Origin of the sequence: Vibrio sp. M260121 (assembly GCF_036533715.1) — a bacterium.
Taxonomy (GTDB): domain Bacteria; phylum Pseudomonadota; class Gammaproteobacteria; order Enterobacterales; family Vibrionaceae; genus Vibrio.
In genome coordinates this window covers 55909-72656 of sequence record NZ_JATABF010000029.1, presented here as the reverse complement: position 1 = coordinate 72656, position 16748 = coordinate 55909, and the positions used below count along the sequence as shown (strand labels likewise).

General features: G+C 45.1%; 11 protein-coding genes and 1 pseudogene. All 12 read right to left on the bottom strand.

Annotated features, from left to right (window positions below; all coding sequences use genetic code 11):
- A pseudogene (locus QTO06_RS16000) lies at positions 1-359 on the bottom strand (transposase); the annotation flags it as partial.
- A 152-nt stretch (positions 360-511) separates the two neighbouring features.
- Positions 512-1456 carry a hypothetical protein gene (locus QTO06_RS15995; protein ID WP_331408878.1) on the bottom strand — a complete coding sequence of 315 codons (945 nt, stop codon included), beginning with the start codon at positions 1454-1456 and terminating at the stop codon, positions 512-514.
- A 9-nt stretch (positions 1457-1465) separates the two neighbouring features.
- A complete protein-coding gene (locus QTO06_RS15990; protein ID WP_331408876.1) occupies positions 1466-5890 on the bottom strand; it encodes a PAAR-like domain-containing protein in 4425 nt (1474 codons plus the stop codon).
- A gap of 19 nt (positions 5891-5909) precedes the next feature.
- On the bottom strand, positions 5910-6365 hold the full coding sequence (locus tag QTO06_RS15985) for a hypothetical protein (protein WP_331408874.1): 456 nt from the start codon (positions 6363-6365) through the stop codon (positions 5910-5912).
- Between the two features lie 372 nt (positions 6366-6737).
- A complete protein-coding gene (gene sstT / locus QTO06_RS15980) occupies positions 6738-7955 on the bottom strand; it encodes a serine/threonine transporter SstT (protein ID WP_038894685.1) in 1218 nt (405 codons plus the stop codon).
- 364 nt (positions 7956-8319) lie between these two features.
- Entirely contained in the window at positions 8320-9396 is a 1077-nt protein-coding gene (gene rsgA / locus QTO06_RS15975; RefSeq protein WP_331408872.1) for a ribosome small subunit-dependent GTPase A, read from the bottom strand.
- Between the two features lie 258 nt (positions 9397-9654).
- The gene (locus QTO06_RS15970; RefSeq protein WP_331408870.1) at positions 9655-9963 is read right to left on the bottom strand and encodes a PTS glucose/sucrose transporter subunit IIB; all 309 of its coding nucleotides are present in this window, start codon (positions 9961-9963) and stop codon (positions 9655-9657) included.
- A gap of 177 nt (positions 9964-10140) precedes the next feature.
- A complete protein-coding gene (locus tag QTO06_RS15965; protein ID WP_005447418.1) occupies positions 10141-10608 on the bottom strand; it encodes a copper chaperone PCu(A)C in 468 nt (155 codons plus the stop codon).
- Positions 10598-11209, bottom strand: a complete 612-nt coding sequence (locus QTO06_RS15960) for an SCO family protein (protein WP_270050872.1) — start codon at positions 11207-11209, stop codon at positions 10598-10600. The genes QTO06_RS15965 and QTO06_RS15960 overlap by 11 nt, the downstream gene beginning before the upstream one ends.
- Before the next feature lie 9 nt (positions 11210-11218).
- Positions 11219-11644 carry a hypothetical protein gene (locus QTO06_RS15955; RefSeq protein WP_331408867.1) on the bottom strand — a complete coding sequence of 142 codons (426 nt, stop codon included), beginning with the start codon at positions 11642-11644 and terminating at the stop codon, positions 11219-11221.
- Between the two features lie 175 nt (positions 11645-11819).
- Entirely contained in the window at positions 11820-12737 is a 918-nt protein-coding gene (locus QTO06_RS15950; protein WP_331408865.1) for a DUF368 domain-containing protein, read from the bottom strand.
- 946 nt (positions 12738-13683) lie between these two features.
- Positions 13684-16392 carry an HTH-type transcriptional regulator MalT gene (gene malT, locus QTO06_RS15945; protein ID WP_009698026.1) on the bottom strand — a complete coding sequence of 903 codons (2709 nt, stop codon included), beginning with the start codon at positions 16390-16392 and terminating at the stop codon, positions 13684-13686.
- Positions 16393-16748: the final 356 nt, after the last annotated feature.

Genomic DNA, 16748 nt, shown 5'->3' with positions numbered 1-16748 from the left:
TTCGTGGGTGCTGGTATCCACTGCTAAATGTAGCTTACGCCAGACTCTGCGCTTCCCATCAGTACCATGCTTTTTGACCTTCCATTCACCTTCGCCATAAACCTTGAGACCAGTGGCATCGATGGCCAGATGCTGTATCACGCCTCTGGTTTTGGTTTTAAATGAAACCTCAACTTCCTTAGCTCGACGGCTTATACAGGTGTAATGCGGTATGTTAGCCAGCTTAAATACGGAGTTTAGAAAACCTTGCAGCATTCGCTTATAGGTTCTTCATCAATCCAGAAAGTGAGTGAACCACGATTGATTAGGGATTTGTTGTACTGTTTCCAGTTAGTTGTTTTGTAACAAGGTTTCGGCATAAGGCTACGATGATTAACTGATGTAGCCGATCAGATCGTAACTTCCTGATTTAGTTCCATCGAATTACGCAACAAAGCCCCACCACTTTGAAAAAGGTTGCGCTTTTGTTGTGAATATTCCTCTAGAGCCGCGATTCATTTATTTTCTCATATTAAATCGCATGGCCTTTGGGTCTGCGGGTTTGGTAGTGATGGACTAAGTCCCCTTCGGCCTTCAATGCTGCATCTACACGTGCTTCAAAGTTTTCTGGCTTGGGATCAATTCGCCAAAATAGCTTTGCTGGTTTGCGCTTAAACGACGGCACTGTGATGACTGCCTCTTTACCATGATCCATAAACGCTAGGATTTGTGCTAATGGGTAAGTGGTATCGGCTTCAGTATGAAAAGCGAGCTTACCCGTATCAATACCGACAATCGCCATCGGGCGATAGCCTTTTTGTTTTTTGTTTTCAAACTGCAACACGATATTGATACCAACTTGGTTTTCAATCAGCCCCATTTTATCAAAGTAGGCCGCCCCAACCCTTCCATGTCGCCACGAGTAAACAATTTGGCGTTCGCGGTCAAAGTAGACTTCAGCATCTCTGGGTTTTAGAAAGAAAATGAGCCACATAGCAATGCTCGGTAACAAGAAAAAACATAAAAGAAGAAAACTGCTAATGAAAGACTCAAGTTTACCTTCGACTTCTTTAGCCCTTATATAAGTAGACCATGTCACCTCGCCATTTTCGTTGAGTAGCGCTCTGTAACGCTTTTCAATATCGTCAGTTCTGTAAGATGGGTTTGGCAGCGCCCTTTGTTCCTCAACGTATTCGAGCATTTCATGTGCATACACCTGCTCACTTTCAAAATCAGGCACCAAATCATTAAGCATTAAGATCGAAAAAAAGCTAAACACCAGCATCAGCGGAATAAGGATCGTATCGCGCCGATTATGATAGCCTGTTCTTACGGTTAGCACCTTATCATCTACCGACACTATCGGGTCGAGTGGGTCTTCCATTGGAATGACAATTACCTCAGAGCGAAACTCCTGCCACCACTTGGAAAAAGGCTGGGCTTTAGTGGTAAACATGCCCCAAAATCGACGTTTCATAGTAAATCCTTACTCATTATTGTTAGGGCGTTCATCAATCATACCCATCATCAGACCATCTATATCACCTGATGACGTTAGCTTGCGTTTAGGCACCACCAATGATGGTTCTGGCTCGTAACACCATTTTAAGCTAAGGTCACTTGCGATTGCGCCACGTTGTTCAAATGAACACTCAACCTTCACGGTTAAATGCAGGCCGTCCTCTTTCAACTCATACTGCTGTGGGTTATTTAGCGCATCAAGCAAAGCGAGTTTAAAATTCTCTGTCATTGGCACAGTTGAAACAAGCCCAGACCTACCATAAAACTGTTTAACCATACTGCCATGAAGTTGAGAAATACCCATTTTAAACTCTGGCAAGACAAAGCGGTAAGTATAAAGTTTGTCTGCTCTGATAACCTCTGGTGAAACAACCGTGCTTTCGATATTTAATTGTGGCCAGTAGAAATAGTTAACAAACTCTTGTGACTCTATCTCAAAGGCTTTTTTCAGGTACTGCAAATAAGTGTCTTTTATATCTTTATTCGAATATAAATCGAGTCTCTTCTGGACTGAGCCTGCTTTTTCTCTGTCGATAAAACTCCAAAATGAATAATCCTCACTTTTGCCCCAGAAGCACCTGAAAAGTAGATTCTCTATTCCCGTTTTTGTATAACGCGAGATAATACTATCACTCCAAAACAGACCTGCCATTCCGACGAGAAAGAATGTCCAACCAACAGGACCACCGAATAAAGTTCCAAACAGAAGTAACGTAAAGCCAGCTCCCATCACGTTTCCTTTCATTAAGCCTTTATTCCCACTTTGATCGGCTTTATAAGCATCCCAACCGTAACTAGAAGCAGAAGTTAAGGTTGCAACTACAACGAGACTTTTTATTGGTAATTTGGCGAGGGTATTCTCCATATGCTGACTATGAGCCATCACATTAGCCAACCCCAGCTTATCGGCTAGTTTGGTACTCAAGGTGGGCAGGTATTTCTGCACCATATTAGCGTTAAGTCCTCTGTTAAGCATTGAAGCGGTGGCATTGGCTGATTTCGCACCATATTGAGCCAGCGCTGCACTATCGGCAGCCAAAGCGCTTAATGTAGAGCTTACTTTCAGTATTCGATAAAGCTCATCTTGATTGGTAATTGGGTCGAGGGCTGCAAATTCTTCTTGAGTGCCCATCTCAAACATTGCCCCGACATTAAGAAAAAAGGACCAAGCAGCAAACCCCGCATCAGCGACAGAAGCGCTTATGTGGATAGCAGTTTTGCTGGCTGGTTTTGTTGCCTTTTCAAGATTATCAATCATTGTTTTGATTATCCTAGGGCAGGTTGGTGTTGGCTTAAACTCAAGAAGTTGTAATATACGCTCCTCTTTCGCATCCGCTTTCACTTCCGACCAATCAATTAAACGCTCATGCCAGTTGGTTTTTGTCTTTTGCCATATAGCGGCTGCGCGCCCTTTGTTTGCCTGCTTTTCAAGCAGCGACTCAACCTCATCAAGAGGTACTTGCACTCGATTTCCTGTTACTTCTAGCCCCAAAAGCGCATCGAGTATCGAAGGAAATGTCGTCCTATAAAAACGCTCCAACCCAGCATTGCCCGCTATTTGGGCCCATTTTCCACTTTGCTTGCCTACATAATCGAAAGCGATGGGCATTCGTGCCAAAAAAGTCCCCATAGAACTCAAAACATGATTGCCCGCATCACCAGTCAACTGACGCCAATCCCCTCCTTGGCACTGGGTAAAAATGCGTTCTGCGATTTTAAAAGCGGCACCCACCGCATTATCTTCAGGTGTTAATGCCTCCGTCATAAACGCTTGCCCCACCCAATCGTCCATGGTTTTCATACCTTCTTCGCTGGCGGTCACACCTTCAAAGAGTGTACCAAGCAAGCACATCAATTTAGCCAGCTCTATCGCTGGGTTAACTATGCCCTCTTGGCGAACATCAAAATAATTTTGTAGATAGAACGTCAGCGAGCCTATCTCGTCTTTTGCTCCCTCTCCCGCAACAAAGTAATCCATCATCTTCAGCCACTGCTGAGTTTCTTTAGCAACCTTGTCCATTTGGACTTGACTTGCATTTATAAAGTCAGTTAAAGCTTGTGTATCAAGGTTTTCTTGCGCGGCCTTACTGACTTCAGGCACTGCGCTGTCCATACAGGCTTTAGCATAAGTGCCTATCGTCAATGGATAGAGGTTGTTTTGTTGGTAGGCTTGACCATCGGCGATCGTCATACTGAGCTTGTTGGCAATATCGCGCTGACGACCAACTGGGTCAAACAAAGCCACCAAAGCGCCATCTTTATGCTCGCTATGGCTTTTTTGCATGGTTTCGACAATGCCTTCAGCATCAAGATGATAACTTAATGTGGTGGTTGCTAAATCAAGGCCATGAGGCATCGGCTTCGCGCTGTCTTTGTCTGCCAACCACTTTTCATCGTTATTGCGGTAATCTTCCACCAAGGCGCTGAGGTTGTCTTGTGTTGCCGCTTGGCTAAACTCGGTTTGTTGCGCAGTCAAATCCACCTGCTGCATCGCCTTTTTGCGCAACTCTTCATCGTTGTTCATGTTATCAATGATGGCGGCAGACCATTCGTGCTCAGAGTAAACGATGGAAATCTTTTTCGCTTTTGGCGTCACAAACGCAAAAGGATAGAACGTGGAGCCCGATGAGGTATCGAGCGTTAAACCCTCTTGAGCGTTTTCTTCATTGGTGAAATAGTATTTCTCAAACTTTTCAATCACACCAGTTGCGGTTTCAGTTTGTGCGTATTTGAAGATGTGGAGAGGCGCGGTCTCTTCTTCGCTCTCTTCTTTGATGTACAACCAGCCCTCACGTAGAAGGCGAAGTAGGTAGCCACCGGTGTCTTTCAGCCCGGTAGCTCCGCTCATTTCTAACATGCTCGGCGGGGCTTGCGCTGGCATCAATTCGTCAAAGAAATTCGCGTAGCCATAGCGCACCGGATAAATCGGAATGACATTCTCAATCACGCCAGCCACTTCGTTCATGAATGGCTCGACCGTGTCGATGGTTTTCGTGGTGTTGACAACGGCTTCAATCGATTCACTCTCAATCGAGTGTAAGTCGTCTGCCGCTTTGATGACCTTTACGTTATCTGTGCTCGCCAGAAGCTCGCTGGCTTTGGTTTGCATTTTATTGAACACACCAGAAATGAGGTCGGGTAGTAACTTCATGTACGAGCTTAACGTATCGATGTGCTTATCGAACACATCCTCAGACAGGTATGCGTATTGCAGTTTGCTGGCTTCATCTCGCAGGAATGTTAGGCGCGTTTTGATTTTCTCTAGCAAGGTATCTAGAGTTTCATTCATGTGTTTTTGGGCGCTATCCCAGTCGTAATTGGCTAAATAGGTTTGTGGATTACCTTCACCTCTTGCTCGCATGTAAGCCAACATTCGGTCGGTGGTCTCATGAGGAGCCAGTCGCAATAACGTCGATAACATTTCTCCTTCTTCTAATGCCAGAGGCATAGAGTAGGCGAGTAATGTTTCTGTTGTATGAGGCATTGGCATATCAATACTGCCAATCACTGCTTCACAAGTTTTACCAAATTCGTAGGCGGTCTCTGGATGGAAGTGGGTAAAGTGGCGCTTGATTTCGGCTTCAACAATATCTTGAAAGTAAACATCACTTGTTAGAGGTTGTCCGATGCTTCCCCAAGGGGTACCAAGAGTTTGGACTCTGGCTGGTAACCAAAATGTTTGTTGCCCTTTACTCGCTATATCGAAGAATTCGTCATCGGATATGGATTCAACATAATGCGGGTTTTCACGACGAACTGAGCTGATTTGATAGTTGTCGGTGCTCTCTTCAGCTTTAATCTTAACTTTACCAGGCTTTAGGCCAACTGCTTCACTTTGGCCCTTAGCATCTAAAGTGCCACTGCCAACCGTTGCGCCACTGTCATCAATGAGAGCGTAGTTTGCATTGGTTAGGCGCTTTCCATTTGGATATCGGATACTCACATCAATACCAAAGGTAGGCTCGGTCGCTTCTTCTACAGTAACAGACGGATTTTGAACACCAAAACACATGGTATTCGCGTTGTTCATGGTCATTTGGTCGGTTTGACGAGCAACGCCTCGCCCTTCAATAATGACGTTGGGAGACGCGGTGACAAATTTTGCTTCACCTTCGATTGTGCCAGAACTGACGCCTTTTTTGTCGCCGCTTGCATCACCTGTACTGGTGGAGAATGTACTGCCTTGAAGTGCAATGCTGTTTCCGCCATCGGCAGTCACCGTGGTTGAACCATTTGCAAGGTCAGAGGATTTGGCATTATTGCCATAGGGGATAGGCACAACAGGTTTACCGACTTTGGTTAAACAGACATCGGGTACAGAGGCATTCGCTTCGCCTCCGGAACCTTTGTGTACGACACTTAATCCATTTGCACCTATCGTTGCTGGCATGTTCTATCTCACTTTCTGGTTAGTTTAGGTTTATTTTCTTGCCTTGAAGCTTATGCAGCTTATCTGCGGAGCTGCTGATGTATGTGGCGTTGGTTTGAATGCTGCCATCACTGGCCTTATGGCGGGTGGTGGCTTCTCCGGACCGTATGACTACTTCTTGAGTGGCTTCAAGCACCACTTGATTCGCTTTTAAGATCAGCGTGTCGTGGTTTATCAATGAAAAATAGATATCGGTGAGGATCGGAAGGCTGGGATCACCCGTAAAAAACTCGATACGGCAGTCTAGTCGGTTGTCGATTGCCGCATTAATCTGACTCCGAGTGAAGGCTCGGCCAATGCTTCCCCATATTGGCTGGGTTAGTGGGTTTCCCTCGTAATCAATTTTGAGGCGATGACCATCAGGATGAATTTCACTTATCCATCCAATTCGAGAATGGATTTCGTGCTCATTTTTTTGATTGTTTGACCAGTTCATTGTGATGCGTTGTTTAAGAAAGCAAATCCTAACTTTATCAGTCAAGTTCTTCAGAAGTGGCATGGTGAAAAGAGGGAAAGAATTGGCTTGATGCTTTTAATAACGACTGTTTTGGTAGTGCCTTTAACTAAGGTGCCTGTTTATTGTTGGTTGGTGGTGGTGATTTGGTTTGTTTGGCGGTTGGGCGAGATAGTCAAATTGTGAAAATCATCCTCATAAATACAGTGCTAACGGTATGTTGTTGATTGTAATAAGAGCGGTTTGGTGTTCTTAAAGTACGAGGTATCGGTTCTTAAACTCTAGTGTCAGATAAACAAAAAGGGGAGCCGCATTGGCTCCCCTTTCTATTTTTTACATCTTACAGCTTTAAGCTTACTGAGCTTTCTTCTGTTCTGATTTGCAAACAGCCGCAGTGAAGATAACGTCTGTTGAGCTGTTTAGCGCTGTTTCAGCAGAGTCTTGAATTACACCAATGATGAAACCAACTGCTACAACCTGCATTGCTACGTCGTTTGAAATACCAAACAGACCACATGCCAGTGGAATCAGTAGTAGAGAACCACCAGCAACACCAGATGCACCACACGCTGATACTGCAGCAACAATACTTAGTAGTACCGCTGTCATTAGGTCAACGTCGATACCCATAGTGTGTACCGCTGCTAGCGTTAGGGTAGTGATAGTGATTGCTGCCCCCGCCATGTTGATGGTCGCACCTAGTGGTATAGACACTGAGTAAGTATCTTCGTCTAGGTCTAGCTTCTTACATAGGTTCATGTTCACTGGAATGTTCGCAGCACTTGAACGCGTAAAGAATGCTGTTACGCCACTTTCACGTAGACATTGGAACACCAATGGGTATGGGTTTTCTTTTGTTTTGAAGTACACGATCGCTGGGTTAACCACTAGCGCAATGATAAACATTGAGCCCAGTAGTACCGCTAGAAGGTGAGCGTAGCTTGCTAGTGCGCCAAAACCAGTTGTTGCAAATGTAGATGCAACCAAACCGAAGATACCGAAAGGCGCAAGACGAATGATGAAGCGAACAATGTGAGAAACACTGTGGCTTAGATCTTCGAATACCGCTTTCGTGGTTGCTGATGCGTGGTGAAGTGCAAGACCAAGACCCACACCCCAAGCAAGAATACCGATGTAGTTTGCTTCTACTAGTGCGTTTACTGGGTTATCAACCAGCTTGAACAGCAAGGTTTGGATAACTTCTGCAATGCCTTGTGGTGGCGTTGCACCTTCAGCGCCCGTTACTAGCGTTAAATTGGTCGGGAAAAGGAAACTTAGTACTACTGCGGTTAGCGCCGCAAAGAAGGTACCCGCTAGGTAAAGAATGACGATTGGACGCATGTAAGTGTGTTGGTTTTTCTTTTGGTTGGCGATAGAAGCCGCCACCAAAATGAATACCAAGATAGGAGCAATCGCTTTAAGAGCACCGACAAACAGACTACCCAGCATACCAACGCTTTCAGCGTGGCTTGGTGAGATAGTCGCAAGCAGAATACCCAAAACAATACCGACGAGGATCTGGAGAACGAGGTTACCGCGAGCGTATCGGGCAACGAGACTGTTGTGTTGCATTTGCATACATCATTCCTGCAATTTTTGCCTCAGCAGCAGCTCAAACTTCAGTCATTACACGGCGTAATGTTCCCTCGAATGAAGGGGGCTGAACCTTGTTGTTGTGTTGCTAAGACGTCCTGATTATCAATTATCCTGTTTTTATAAATCCAGCTATTTTCTTGCTGAATATCACATATCTTAGCTTGGTAATATTTTGTGTCTAGTTTTAGTTTGTTCTTAGTTTAAATGTTTGCCTTATGTTGCTGTTATTGGTCTTTTGTGTTGATTTGTGTCGCTAAGTATGAATGATGGTTTTTCACTAAGTTATTAAAAAAGGAGGCGTTAGCCTCCTTTGTTCTATTGGTTACACAAATGCAACAAGTTAATAACCTCGTTGGTGTTTGCGCTTTTCGCCAACGATACTGCGTACCATTTTTCCGAACTGTTTACTTTGAGCTCGTTGCTCTGCGAGAGTCGCGCCGTTGTGGGCTTGTTCTCGCAGTAACTTTTGGTAGTTAGTAAAGCGGCGCATCTCTAATGTGCCATCTTCAATTGCGGCTTGAATCGCGCAACCCGGCTCTGTTTGATGCTGACAATCGCTGAATCGACAGTTTTCTGCTAGTGCTTCAACATCAGCGAACGTTTCACTCACGCCTGCTTCGCAATCTGCCAATTGGATCTCTCGCATTCCCGGTGTGTCCATTAAGATCCCACCGGAAGGCAATAGATGGATTGAGCGCGAGGTCGTCGTATGTCGACCTTTGCTGTCATCTTCACGAATTCCGCCAGTCGCTTGTTCTTGCTCGCCAAGAAGGGTGTTGACTAAGGTCGATTTTCCTACCCCAGAAGAACCGATAAAGGCGACGGTCTGACCCTCACTACACCAACCCATCAACTTAGTAACGTCTGATTCGTCCAGACCGTTAACACTTTCGACCATAAGCAGTGGGTCGAGCTTTTGTACCTGAGCTTTGAGCTCGTCAGCGTCGTCACATAAGTCTGCTTTGGTCAGTACAATCACAGGTTCTACATCGGCTTCATTGATGAGTGCCAAGTAGCGCTCAATGCGGCTGAGATTAAAGTCGTGATTGAGTGAACAAACGATAAAGACCGTATCGACGTTAGCAGCAATAAGTTGCTCAGCGACCTTGCTGCCAGCGGCTTTACGGCTGAATAAGCTGCGGCGCTCAAGTAGACGAGAAAACTGCTGCTGGTGGTTGAGTATCACCCAGTCACCAACGGTCATGCTGGGTAACGAGGTATGGATAGGTAAGTGGGTTTCACCTTGTTCGCTAACCACAACGTAACGACTACGATGGTGAGCAATCACTCGCGCGAAAAGCGTGTTCTCGTAATCGTCTAGCGTCAGTTGTTGTTGAAAAAAGGGTTTCCAACCTAATAGCTTTAATGGGTTAGGTTGAGTTAATAGTGTTTCACAAAAAGAATGTGTTTTATTCATTGTTGAATTATCCCAGACGCAACAAAGCGCCTTAATACAAATCGCATTAGGGTCTAATTCGCATAGAGCTGACCCCGGTGAAAACCGGGCAAGGAAGGGAGGACTTGTGGCTTAGCCACGAAAAAAAAGTTGGACGTTTACCCTTTCACTGTCCAGTTAGTGTTATTCATTACAATCATCATATTTCCTCTTAGTTGGTGAGTTAACGGCCGGAGTATAGCGGCTGTGATTCGATTCTTACAACTCCTTTGCGCTTTTTTAGAGTGATACGTGCTTTATTCGGCGTTCTTCCATCTCTTGTGAATAGGTATTGGCTTTTACGCCGTAGATGATTTGGATATGTCGCTCATCGATGATCACCACGCCATGTGCTCCGTGTGCTTTCAATGCTTTTTGGTTCACGATTGCAGTGTCTTTTAGTGTGAGGCGTAGCCTTGTCGCGCAAGCTCCGGTTTCCACCAAATTATCCATGCCACCGATAGAGTCAATGATGGTGTCGACATCTTGTTCCAGATTTGGGTTTACGTGCGTCAGCATTTTGAAGACGCGAGAAAGGGCATTTAACATCGCGAGAAACTCGTTTGGCAGCAAAGCCTTGTTTATATCTCAGCTGCGGCTGTTTCGCTCTGATTTAGGACACAAAATCATGCATTGATAGTTTAGCGAATACTGCTTAGAGGAAGAGAGAGGAATAAAAAAGCTCCCCACGTTGGAGGAGCTTTGAATCGATGAAGTAAAGAAGCACTAATGATGATGTTCGTGCTTTTTCATTCCTGCCATGACTTTTTTGACTGGCGCAGTAAAGCTTTGCTTTTGGCCGTTGTCGTAAGTCACTGTCACTTCGATTTCGTCGCCTTCATTAAGCGGCTTTTTAAGGTCGAATAGCATGATATGCAGGCTGCCCGGTTTTAGCTCGGTAGTCTCTTTTGCAGCTAGTGTGATGTGGTCTACCTGACGCATCTTCATCACATCGCCTTCTTTAATCACATCGTGCAACTCGACTTTGCCTGCCGCAGGGGTTTCTGCTGCAACGATATTGATATCTTCTTGGCTTCGGTTAGCAAAAGTCACAAATACAGCGCTTGTCACAGCACCTGGCGCCATGGCTCGTGCATACGGCTCATGTGGCATGACATTGAGGTTTGCTTGTGCCAAAGGGCTTAGAAGTAGGGCGGAGAGGGCTAACGTTTTGATTGCATGCTTAGCTTTCATTGGTTTTTCCTTCTGCAGTCAGTTTGGTTATCGCCTCGACAATTGGCGCAGGCGTTAAGGTGTGTGGCACTTTAGTGATGAGTGTGCCGTCAGGCTTCAAGAAGTAAAAGTAAGAGCTGTGGTCGAGTGTGTATTTCAGCTCTGAGCCTTCTAGCTCTGTTTTACGGAAAATAACACCGTACTTGTGAGCAATTGGGGTAGTTACATCAAGTGGCGCTGATAGACCTTCAATCATAGGGTGGAAGTAGTGGGCGTACTTGGCGGATGCATCTGCTTCGTCGCGTTCTGGATCAAGCGAGATGAACATCGGGCGCAACTGCGCTTTTTGCGCATCGTCGATTTGGTTGAGTGCGCCTGCTAGCATGGCTAATGAGGTCGGACACACGTCTGGGCAACGCGTAAAGCCAAAGTAAACAATGCGAATGCGATCATCACTGGTATCGAAGATATCGACAGGTTTATCACCTTCGCCGAACAACACGCTTTGTTCGGTCGCGACTTGCTGTTTTTTCTCTACGTCTTTTTGTCCATCTAGATACGTTTTGGTACCAAAGCCGAGGACAAAAGCAACCACGAGAAAGAGAGACCAATTACGGCTCATATCAATTCCTTATCTTTGCATTTTGAGGGCTGGGTAGATGGTGTCTTTACCGTCGGAAAGCTCACCAACCCACGTCATCGAATCTTGTGTACAAACGGGCAATGTCACATCGCCCACGAATTTACCCGGCGCCACTTTCTTCAGCATGAATTTTGGCTCGCCCATTTCCATTTCTCGACCAACCAAACTTAATACAAGCTGATCGGCTTCGCTGTCTTGCCATTCGACTTCGAGCTGAGCTGGGATCAGAGGTTGAGCTGTATCGACGCTAAGCGTCATCGCAACATTATGTTGGATACAAGGTTCAGTAGAGAGGAAACAGTATTCATCGAGCGACCTAGGCTCGGGCGCTGAAGAGAAGTTTTTGATCAGGGTAGGCGCGTAAAAGCCAGCAACCAGTGCAACGGCTATCCCTGCGATTTGTAACACTTTCATTAAGATTCAGTATTTATCACTTAACATTGCCTGCATCCTAGCACAGATGGAATGTACGAAAACTCGCAATTTCAACAAATTGTGCACTATCTTGAAACTTATCGTTTGTTAAGCGTAAATAAAAAAAGCGGAGCCAATGGCTCCGCTTCTTAAATGATGGAATTGTGGTTTTGATTTACTTGTTTGAATCCGCAAACTTTTCTAAACCAAGTACCAGAGCAATGGCTGCTAGCATCATGATCACAGCTAACACCAGTTGCGATGGCTGAGACGTGATGTGCTCAAACTCAAACGGTGACAGGTTTTGCTCTAGAAATGGCACTTGCTCGCCTTTCGAGTTCGTACGCCATGTCAGCGTTTCCTTCCAAGGCCAGATCTTTGGTAGCGTGCCGATCATCAAGCCTGTTAGGAACATCAACGTTAAATCGCGGAACTTGCGCAGTAACCAAGATAACAGGTGAGAGAAAGACAATAGACCAGCCACACAGCCAACAAGGAACAAGGCAAGGATATCAATTTGGAACCCTTTCACTGCGCCAAGCACTGGAGCGTACATACCGATCAACAGCAAAATAAAGCTGCCTGAGATGCCCGGTAGAATCATTGCACAAATCGCAATCGCACCTGCAAGAATAGTGTTGATTGCAGTTGGCTCCATGTGAAGTGGTTTGAGTACCGTGATGCTGTAGGCAAAGCCAATACCAATCAAGAGGGCAACAAAGCGAATCGCATCGCGTTTCTCTACTTGGCGAATGATGTGGTAGACCGACACCAAAATCAGACCGAAGAAGAAAGACCAAATTGGAATCGGGTGGGTTTCTAATAGCCAACTGATCAGTTTTGCCAATGTTGCGATGCTGGTGAAAATGCCCGCAAACAGTGAAATCAGGAAGAAGCCGTTAATATGGTAAAATGCGGCTTTGAAGCCATCTTTTTTCCAAATCGAGAAAAGTGATGGGTTAATACGTCGAATGCTTTCTAGCAACGTGTCGTAAATGCCGGTAATGAATGCAATGGTGCCGCCTGATACGCCAGGGACAACATCGGCTGCACCCATGGCCATTCCTTTAAAGTAGGTGATTAGATAGTTCATTTCTCAAGTACTAAGTCATGTTGATGGCAGTGAGTATACAAACATTGATGTCAAAAAAGTATGAAATAGTGTTTCGGAAGATATCGAAATGATTGCTTATCAGAGAAACAGAACATCTTTAGTGATTTTCTACAAATAAAAACAGGGCGATAAACGAGATTTGGTAGGGTGAATAGAGTGAAATATAAATCGCTCAACACTGTCTAAATTAACCTATTTAAATAATAAATCTCGTGAATCTGGCTAATTGATGATTTATTTATCACTTATGTGACTAGATTGCGTCTTGCAACTGCGTTTTGCATTCTGGCTTTGCATAATGCAAAAATTAAGGCTGCAACAAGATTTGATATGAGATCTTGTGCCCAAAAATAATGCTTTTCAAATTGGCATGATTAATGCATAATTCTTTTCGACCCTTCTTAAGCCGAGGGTCACCTAGCCAACTGACGTTGTTAGTGAATACACATTGTTCACATCATACATAAGCCAATCGCCTTAATTGCGGTTGGCTATTTTTTTGTTTGTAATATACCCAAGTGACTTCAAGATGCAGGATTCAGAGCGTTGTCATTGATTCGGGGGCAAGGAAAACAACGCCTTGTAATAGCTAGCTCTTTCCAAGTTGTTTGACGCAGCCATTGGTTTAAATAAAAAAGCGAGTCAATGACACGCTCCCAAAGGGCCCTCTTTGTAAATAGTAAGGGTCTTGGCTTGTATACTTTGTTGTCGATTCTTGATTTAGACCCACTAAACCTTTAAATCGCCGCCGCGTCTACAAACCAAGTCATTCTCGCTGAACCTAGCATCTCGAGGTTACTTGGGTATATATGTACAACGTTTCCTACGTGCTTTGCAATTTGCACTTTTCAACGATTAATTAGCAACAAAAAAGGGCTGACGCATGACGCCAACCCTCGTATTTAGCACTAATTTATTCGCCTGATCAGTAACCCATCAGCTGCAACAAGTTCTCTGCTGTTACGATTGCTTCCTTACGGTTGGCAATATTGAGCTTCTGGTACAAGTTACGAATGTGAGTCTTAATCGTTGTGCCTGCCACATCCAGCTCTTGTGCGATTTGTTCGTTACTAAAGCCAGAGTAGATAAGACCAAGCACTTGCCATTCACGTTGAGTCAGTGGGCTAGTACGAACTAGCTCAGGCACATTCGGGTGATTGACTAGCTTCTCGATAAAGTCCTCATCGAAGTGAATCGAACGGCTGCGTTGGTTTGAAGAGATGTCTTTCATCAATTGCTGAGCACGGTGACGTTCTAAATCGCCCAGCTCATGACGAAGACTTAGCTTCTCTAGTAGACCACCAATCGTTGCACCGTCGATTAAGAAGTTGCCGACCATACCGGTTTGGTTTGTCATCACTAGTGCTTCTTTCAATAGTGCTTTTGCTTGCTCTTCGTCTTTCTGACGCGCGGCAAATACCGCTTCAACCACAAGGTTGCGATTGGTATCGGTCACCAAGTTAGTACGACGAGCTTCGCTTTGTAGGAAGTCCAAAGCTTGTCGCGCTTCGTCATATTGGCCAAGGTTGATGTGAGCACGAGCAATATTGCGCCACTGCAACTGCAAGAAGTGGTTACACGCTGATTCCGGGCGAACTGCGGTGTTCAACCATTCTTGAATTGCTTCTGTGTTGCCACGAGCTTGCCAAAACAAAATCAGAGAGAGCGATGCGTTTGCCGTCCAGTCTACGTGATAAGTGGATTGTTTCATCAAGTGCTGGATGTGTTCGATAAACTTACCCGCTTTGTCTAGTTCACCGCGACCAATCGCAATACGCGCCAACATTGAGTAGCTATGTAAGTGCTTACTTGGTGAGTGGTTTTCTAGAATTTGTAGCCCTTTGTATGAGCACTCTTCTGCTTCATCCAAGCGGTTCCAGCACCACAATACTTGCGCGCGAATTCGTAATAAAAACTCGTGAAGAGGAACATGCTGAAGTTGTTGATCTTCAATCAAGCGGAAGCCGGAATCTTGCAGCTCAAATGCTGCTTGGACGTAACCTTGCGCGATCATGATTTCACTTTGTTGCAAGATTGCCCATAACGCTTGGTGGTAAACCTGATACTGACGTGCCAGTTTTTCGGTTTGTTGCATCATTGGTAATGCGCGGTCAAGTTTACCCAGTACGTGGTTTACTTCACCAACGACTGACGTCGCCACGATACGGCTGCGGTACACCGTTGGGTCAAGTTGGCTCAGTGCTAACTCGGCTAACTCTAATGCACGCTCTGGTTGGTTGCTGTTGATTGCAACCTGAGCGAGTAGGGCATTAGCTTGACCTTGGTAGCCAGAATCAAGTTCGATATTACGTTTCTTATGCTCTTCTTCGGCTTCTGCTAGTAGCTCACCAACCTGGTTGTAGCGGTGTTGGCTTTGCGCCAACCATGCGCGCAACATCGACAGTTTCGGGTGGCTGAAGAGTAAGTCTTTATCAAGCTGGTTGATCGCCGCTTCTAGCGTTGTTAACTCACCTTGGTTGAACATCTTCCAACCAAATTCATTCAAGATTTCTACGATTAGATCAGTGTCGTCAGATTTCTGTGCGTGGTGAATAGCTTGATGCGGTGCTTTCTGTTTTAGCCAGGCGACAGCTGCGTTGCGGTGTAGATCTTTCTCTTGTTGAGGAATACGCGCTTGACGTTCATGCGACAAAAATTCGCCAAACAGATTGTGGAATCGGAACCAGTTTTGTTCACCTTCCAGTGGATAGATAAACAAGCCGTATCGATTGAGTGACTCAATCATGCCGAGTGCGTCTTCACGCTGGGTCAGTGCAAACACTAACTCATCGTTGAAATGGTCCAGTACCGATACCTGCATTAAGAAATGACGTGTCTCTTTGTCTAATAGATCAAAGACTTCTTCGACTAAGTAATCCCATAAGTGTGCATGATTAAACTGAGACACCGACTCTACGGTTTGTGCCAGAGTGCGGTTCTGATGCTGTGCTTGTAGGGCGATAAGTTGTAACGCTGATGGCCAACCTTCAACGTAAGTACGTAAGTTGTTCGCCATGTCTTCATCGATGCCATCGGCAATGCGTTGGTTGAAGAAGCGTGTGGTTTCTTCGGTATCGAATGCCAACATTTCGTTGCCGATTTCGATCATCAAGTCACGGACACGAAGGTTCGCAGTGCCTAATGGCGGTGCCGCACGGCTAGTAACCACTACAGTAAGGTTGTCTGGCATGTGCTTTAAGAAAAAACGCATGGACTCGTGAATTTCGTCGTTAGTGATCAGATGGTAGTCATCGAGTACGACGTAACACTCATGCTGAAAATCTGCCATTTCAGCGAAAACTTCGCTGAATAAAGAGCGTAAAGAAGAGAACTGACGCTTTTCAGCCAATTTTTGAGCGTTAGAGCAGTTGTAGTTGGTCGCTTTGTTTAAAGCTTGCAGTAGATAGTTAACGAAGCGGAAACCATCGTTATCACTGTCGTCGATACTGTACCAACCTACATTGGGTTTGTCTGACAGCCACTGTGCCGCCATGGTGGTTTTCCCGTAACCAGCCGGCGAGCGAAACAATACCAGTTTGTAGTAAGGCGCTTGTTGCAGTAAGTCCAACACTCGCGGACGGACGATTGCGTTGTGCAGGCGACCTGGGCGAGTAAGTTTAGATGGAATCCACATTATAAATTCTGTCCTTAATTTTTTGAGCTAGCGAAACTAGAAACTGACTCACACCACTAAATTCTAGTTTGTATAAAAAGTGTACATGCTTGCGAGTCGTTTTGGATGTTACGACAACAGAATTGGTTGTTACTTTGATCCACTTCCTAATTCTCAAGAGTTGATGCAAATGCCACCAACTACGCCCTGTATTTGTGATTTTGGTCACTTAAACATCGATGGTATTGATCCCATGTAGAGAGAGTTGCACATCTATTAAGGAGAAATTATCAATGTTAAAAGACGTAATGTGATCGATAAGACAGTTTTTACATTGGAGTAGGAAGGGTGAATAAAAAACGTCATGAACAAATTTT

Bases quoted from the DNA above. Each gene is read 5' to 3' on its own strand.
- sstT (WP_038894685.1), bottom strand. From the start codon at position 7,955: ATGCAACACAACAGTCTCGTTGCCCGATACGCTCGCGGTAACCTCGTT.
- QTO06_RS15970 (WP_331408870.1), bottom strand. From the start codon at position 9,963: ATGTTAAATGCCCTTTCTCGCGTCTTCAAAATGCTGACGCACGTAAAC.
- QTO06_RS15965 (WP_005447418.1), bottom strand. From the start codon at position 10,608: ATGAAAGCTAAGCATGCAATCAAAACGTTAGCCCTCTCCGCCCTACTT.
- malT (WP_009698026.1), bottom strand. From the start codon at position 16,392: ATGTGGATTCCATCTAAACTTACTCGCCCAGGTCGCCTGCACAACGCA.
- QTO06_RS15950 (WP_331408865.1), bottom strand. From the start codon at position 12,737: ATGAACTATCTAATCACCTACTTTAAAGGAATGGCCATGGGTGCAGCC.
- QTO06_RS15955 (WP_331408867.1), bottom strand. From the start codon at position 11,644: ATGAAAGTGTTACAAATCGCAGGGATAGCCGTTGCACTGGTTGCTGGC.
- QTO06_RS15995 (WP_331408878.1), bottom strand. From the start codon at position 1,456: ATGAAACGTCGATTTTGGGGCATGTTTACCACTAAAGCCCAGCCTTTT.
- QTO06_RS15960 (WP_270050872.1), bottom strand. From the start codon at position 11,209: ATGAGCCGTAATTGGTCTCTCTTTCTCGTGGTTGCTTTTGTCCTCGGC.
- rsgA (WP_331408872.1), bottom strand. From the start codon at position 9,396: ATGAATAAAACACATTCTTTTTGTGAAACACTATTAACTCAACCTAAC.
- QTO06_RS15990 (WP_331408876.1), bottom strand. From the start codon at position 5,890: ATGCCAGCAACGATAGGTGCAAATGGATTAAGTGTCGTACACAAAGGT.
- QTO06_RS15985 (WP_331408874.1), bottom strand. From the start codon at position 6,365: ATGAACTGGTCAAACAATCAAAAAAATGAGCACGAAATCCATTCTCGA.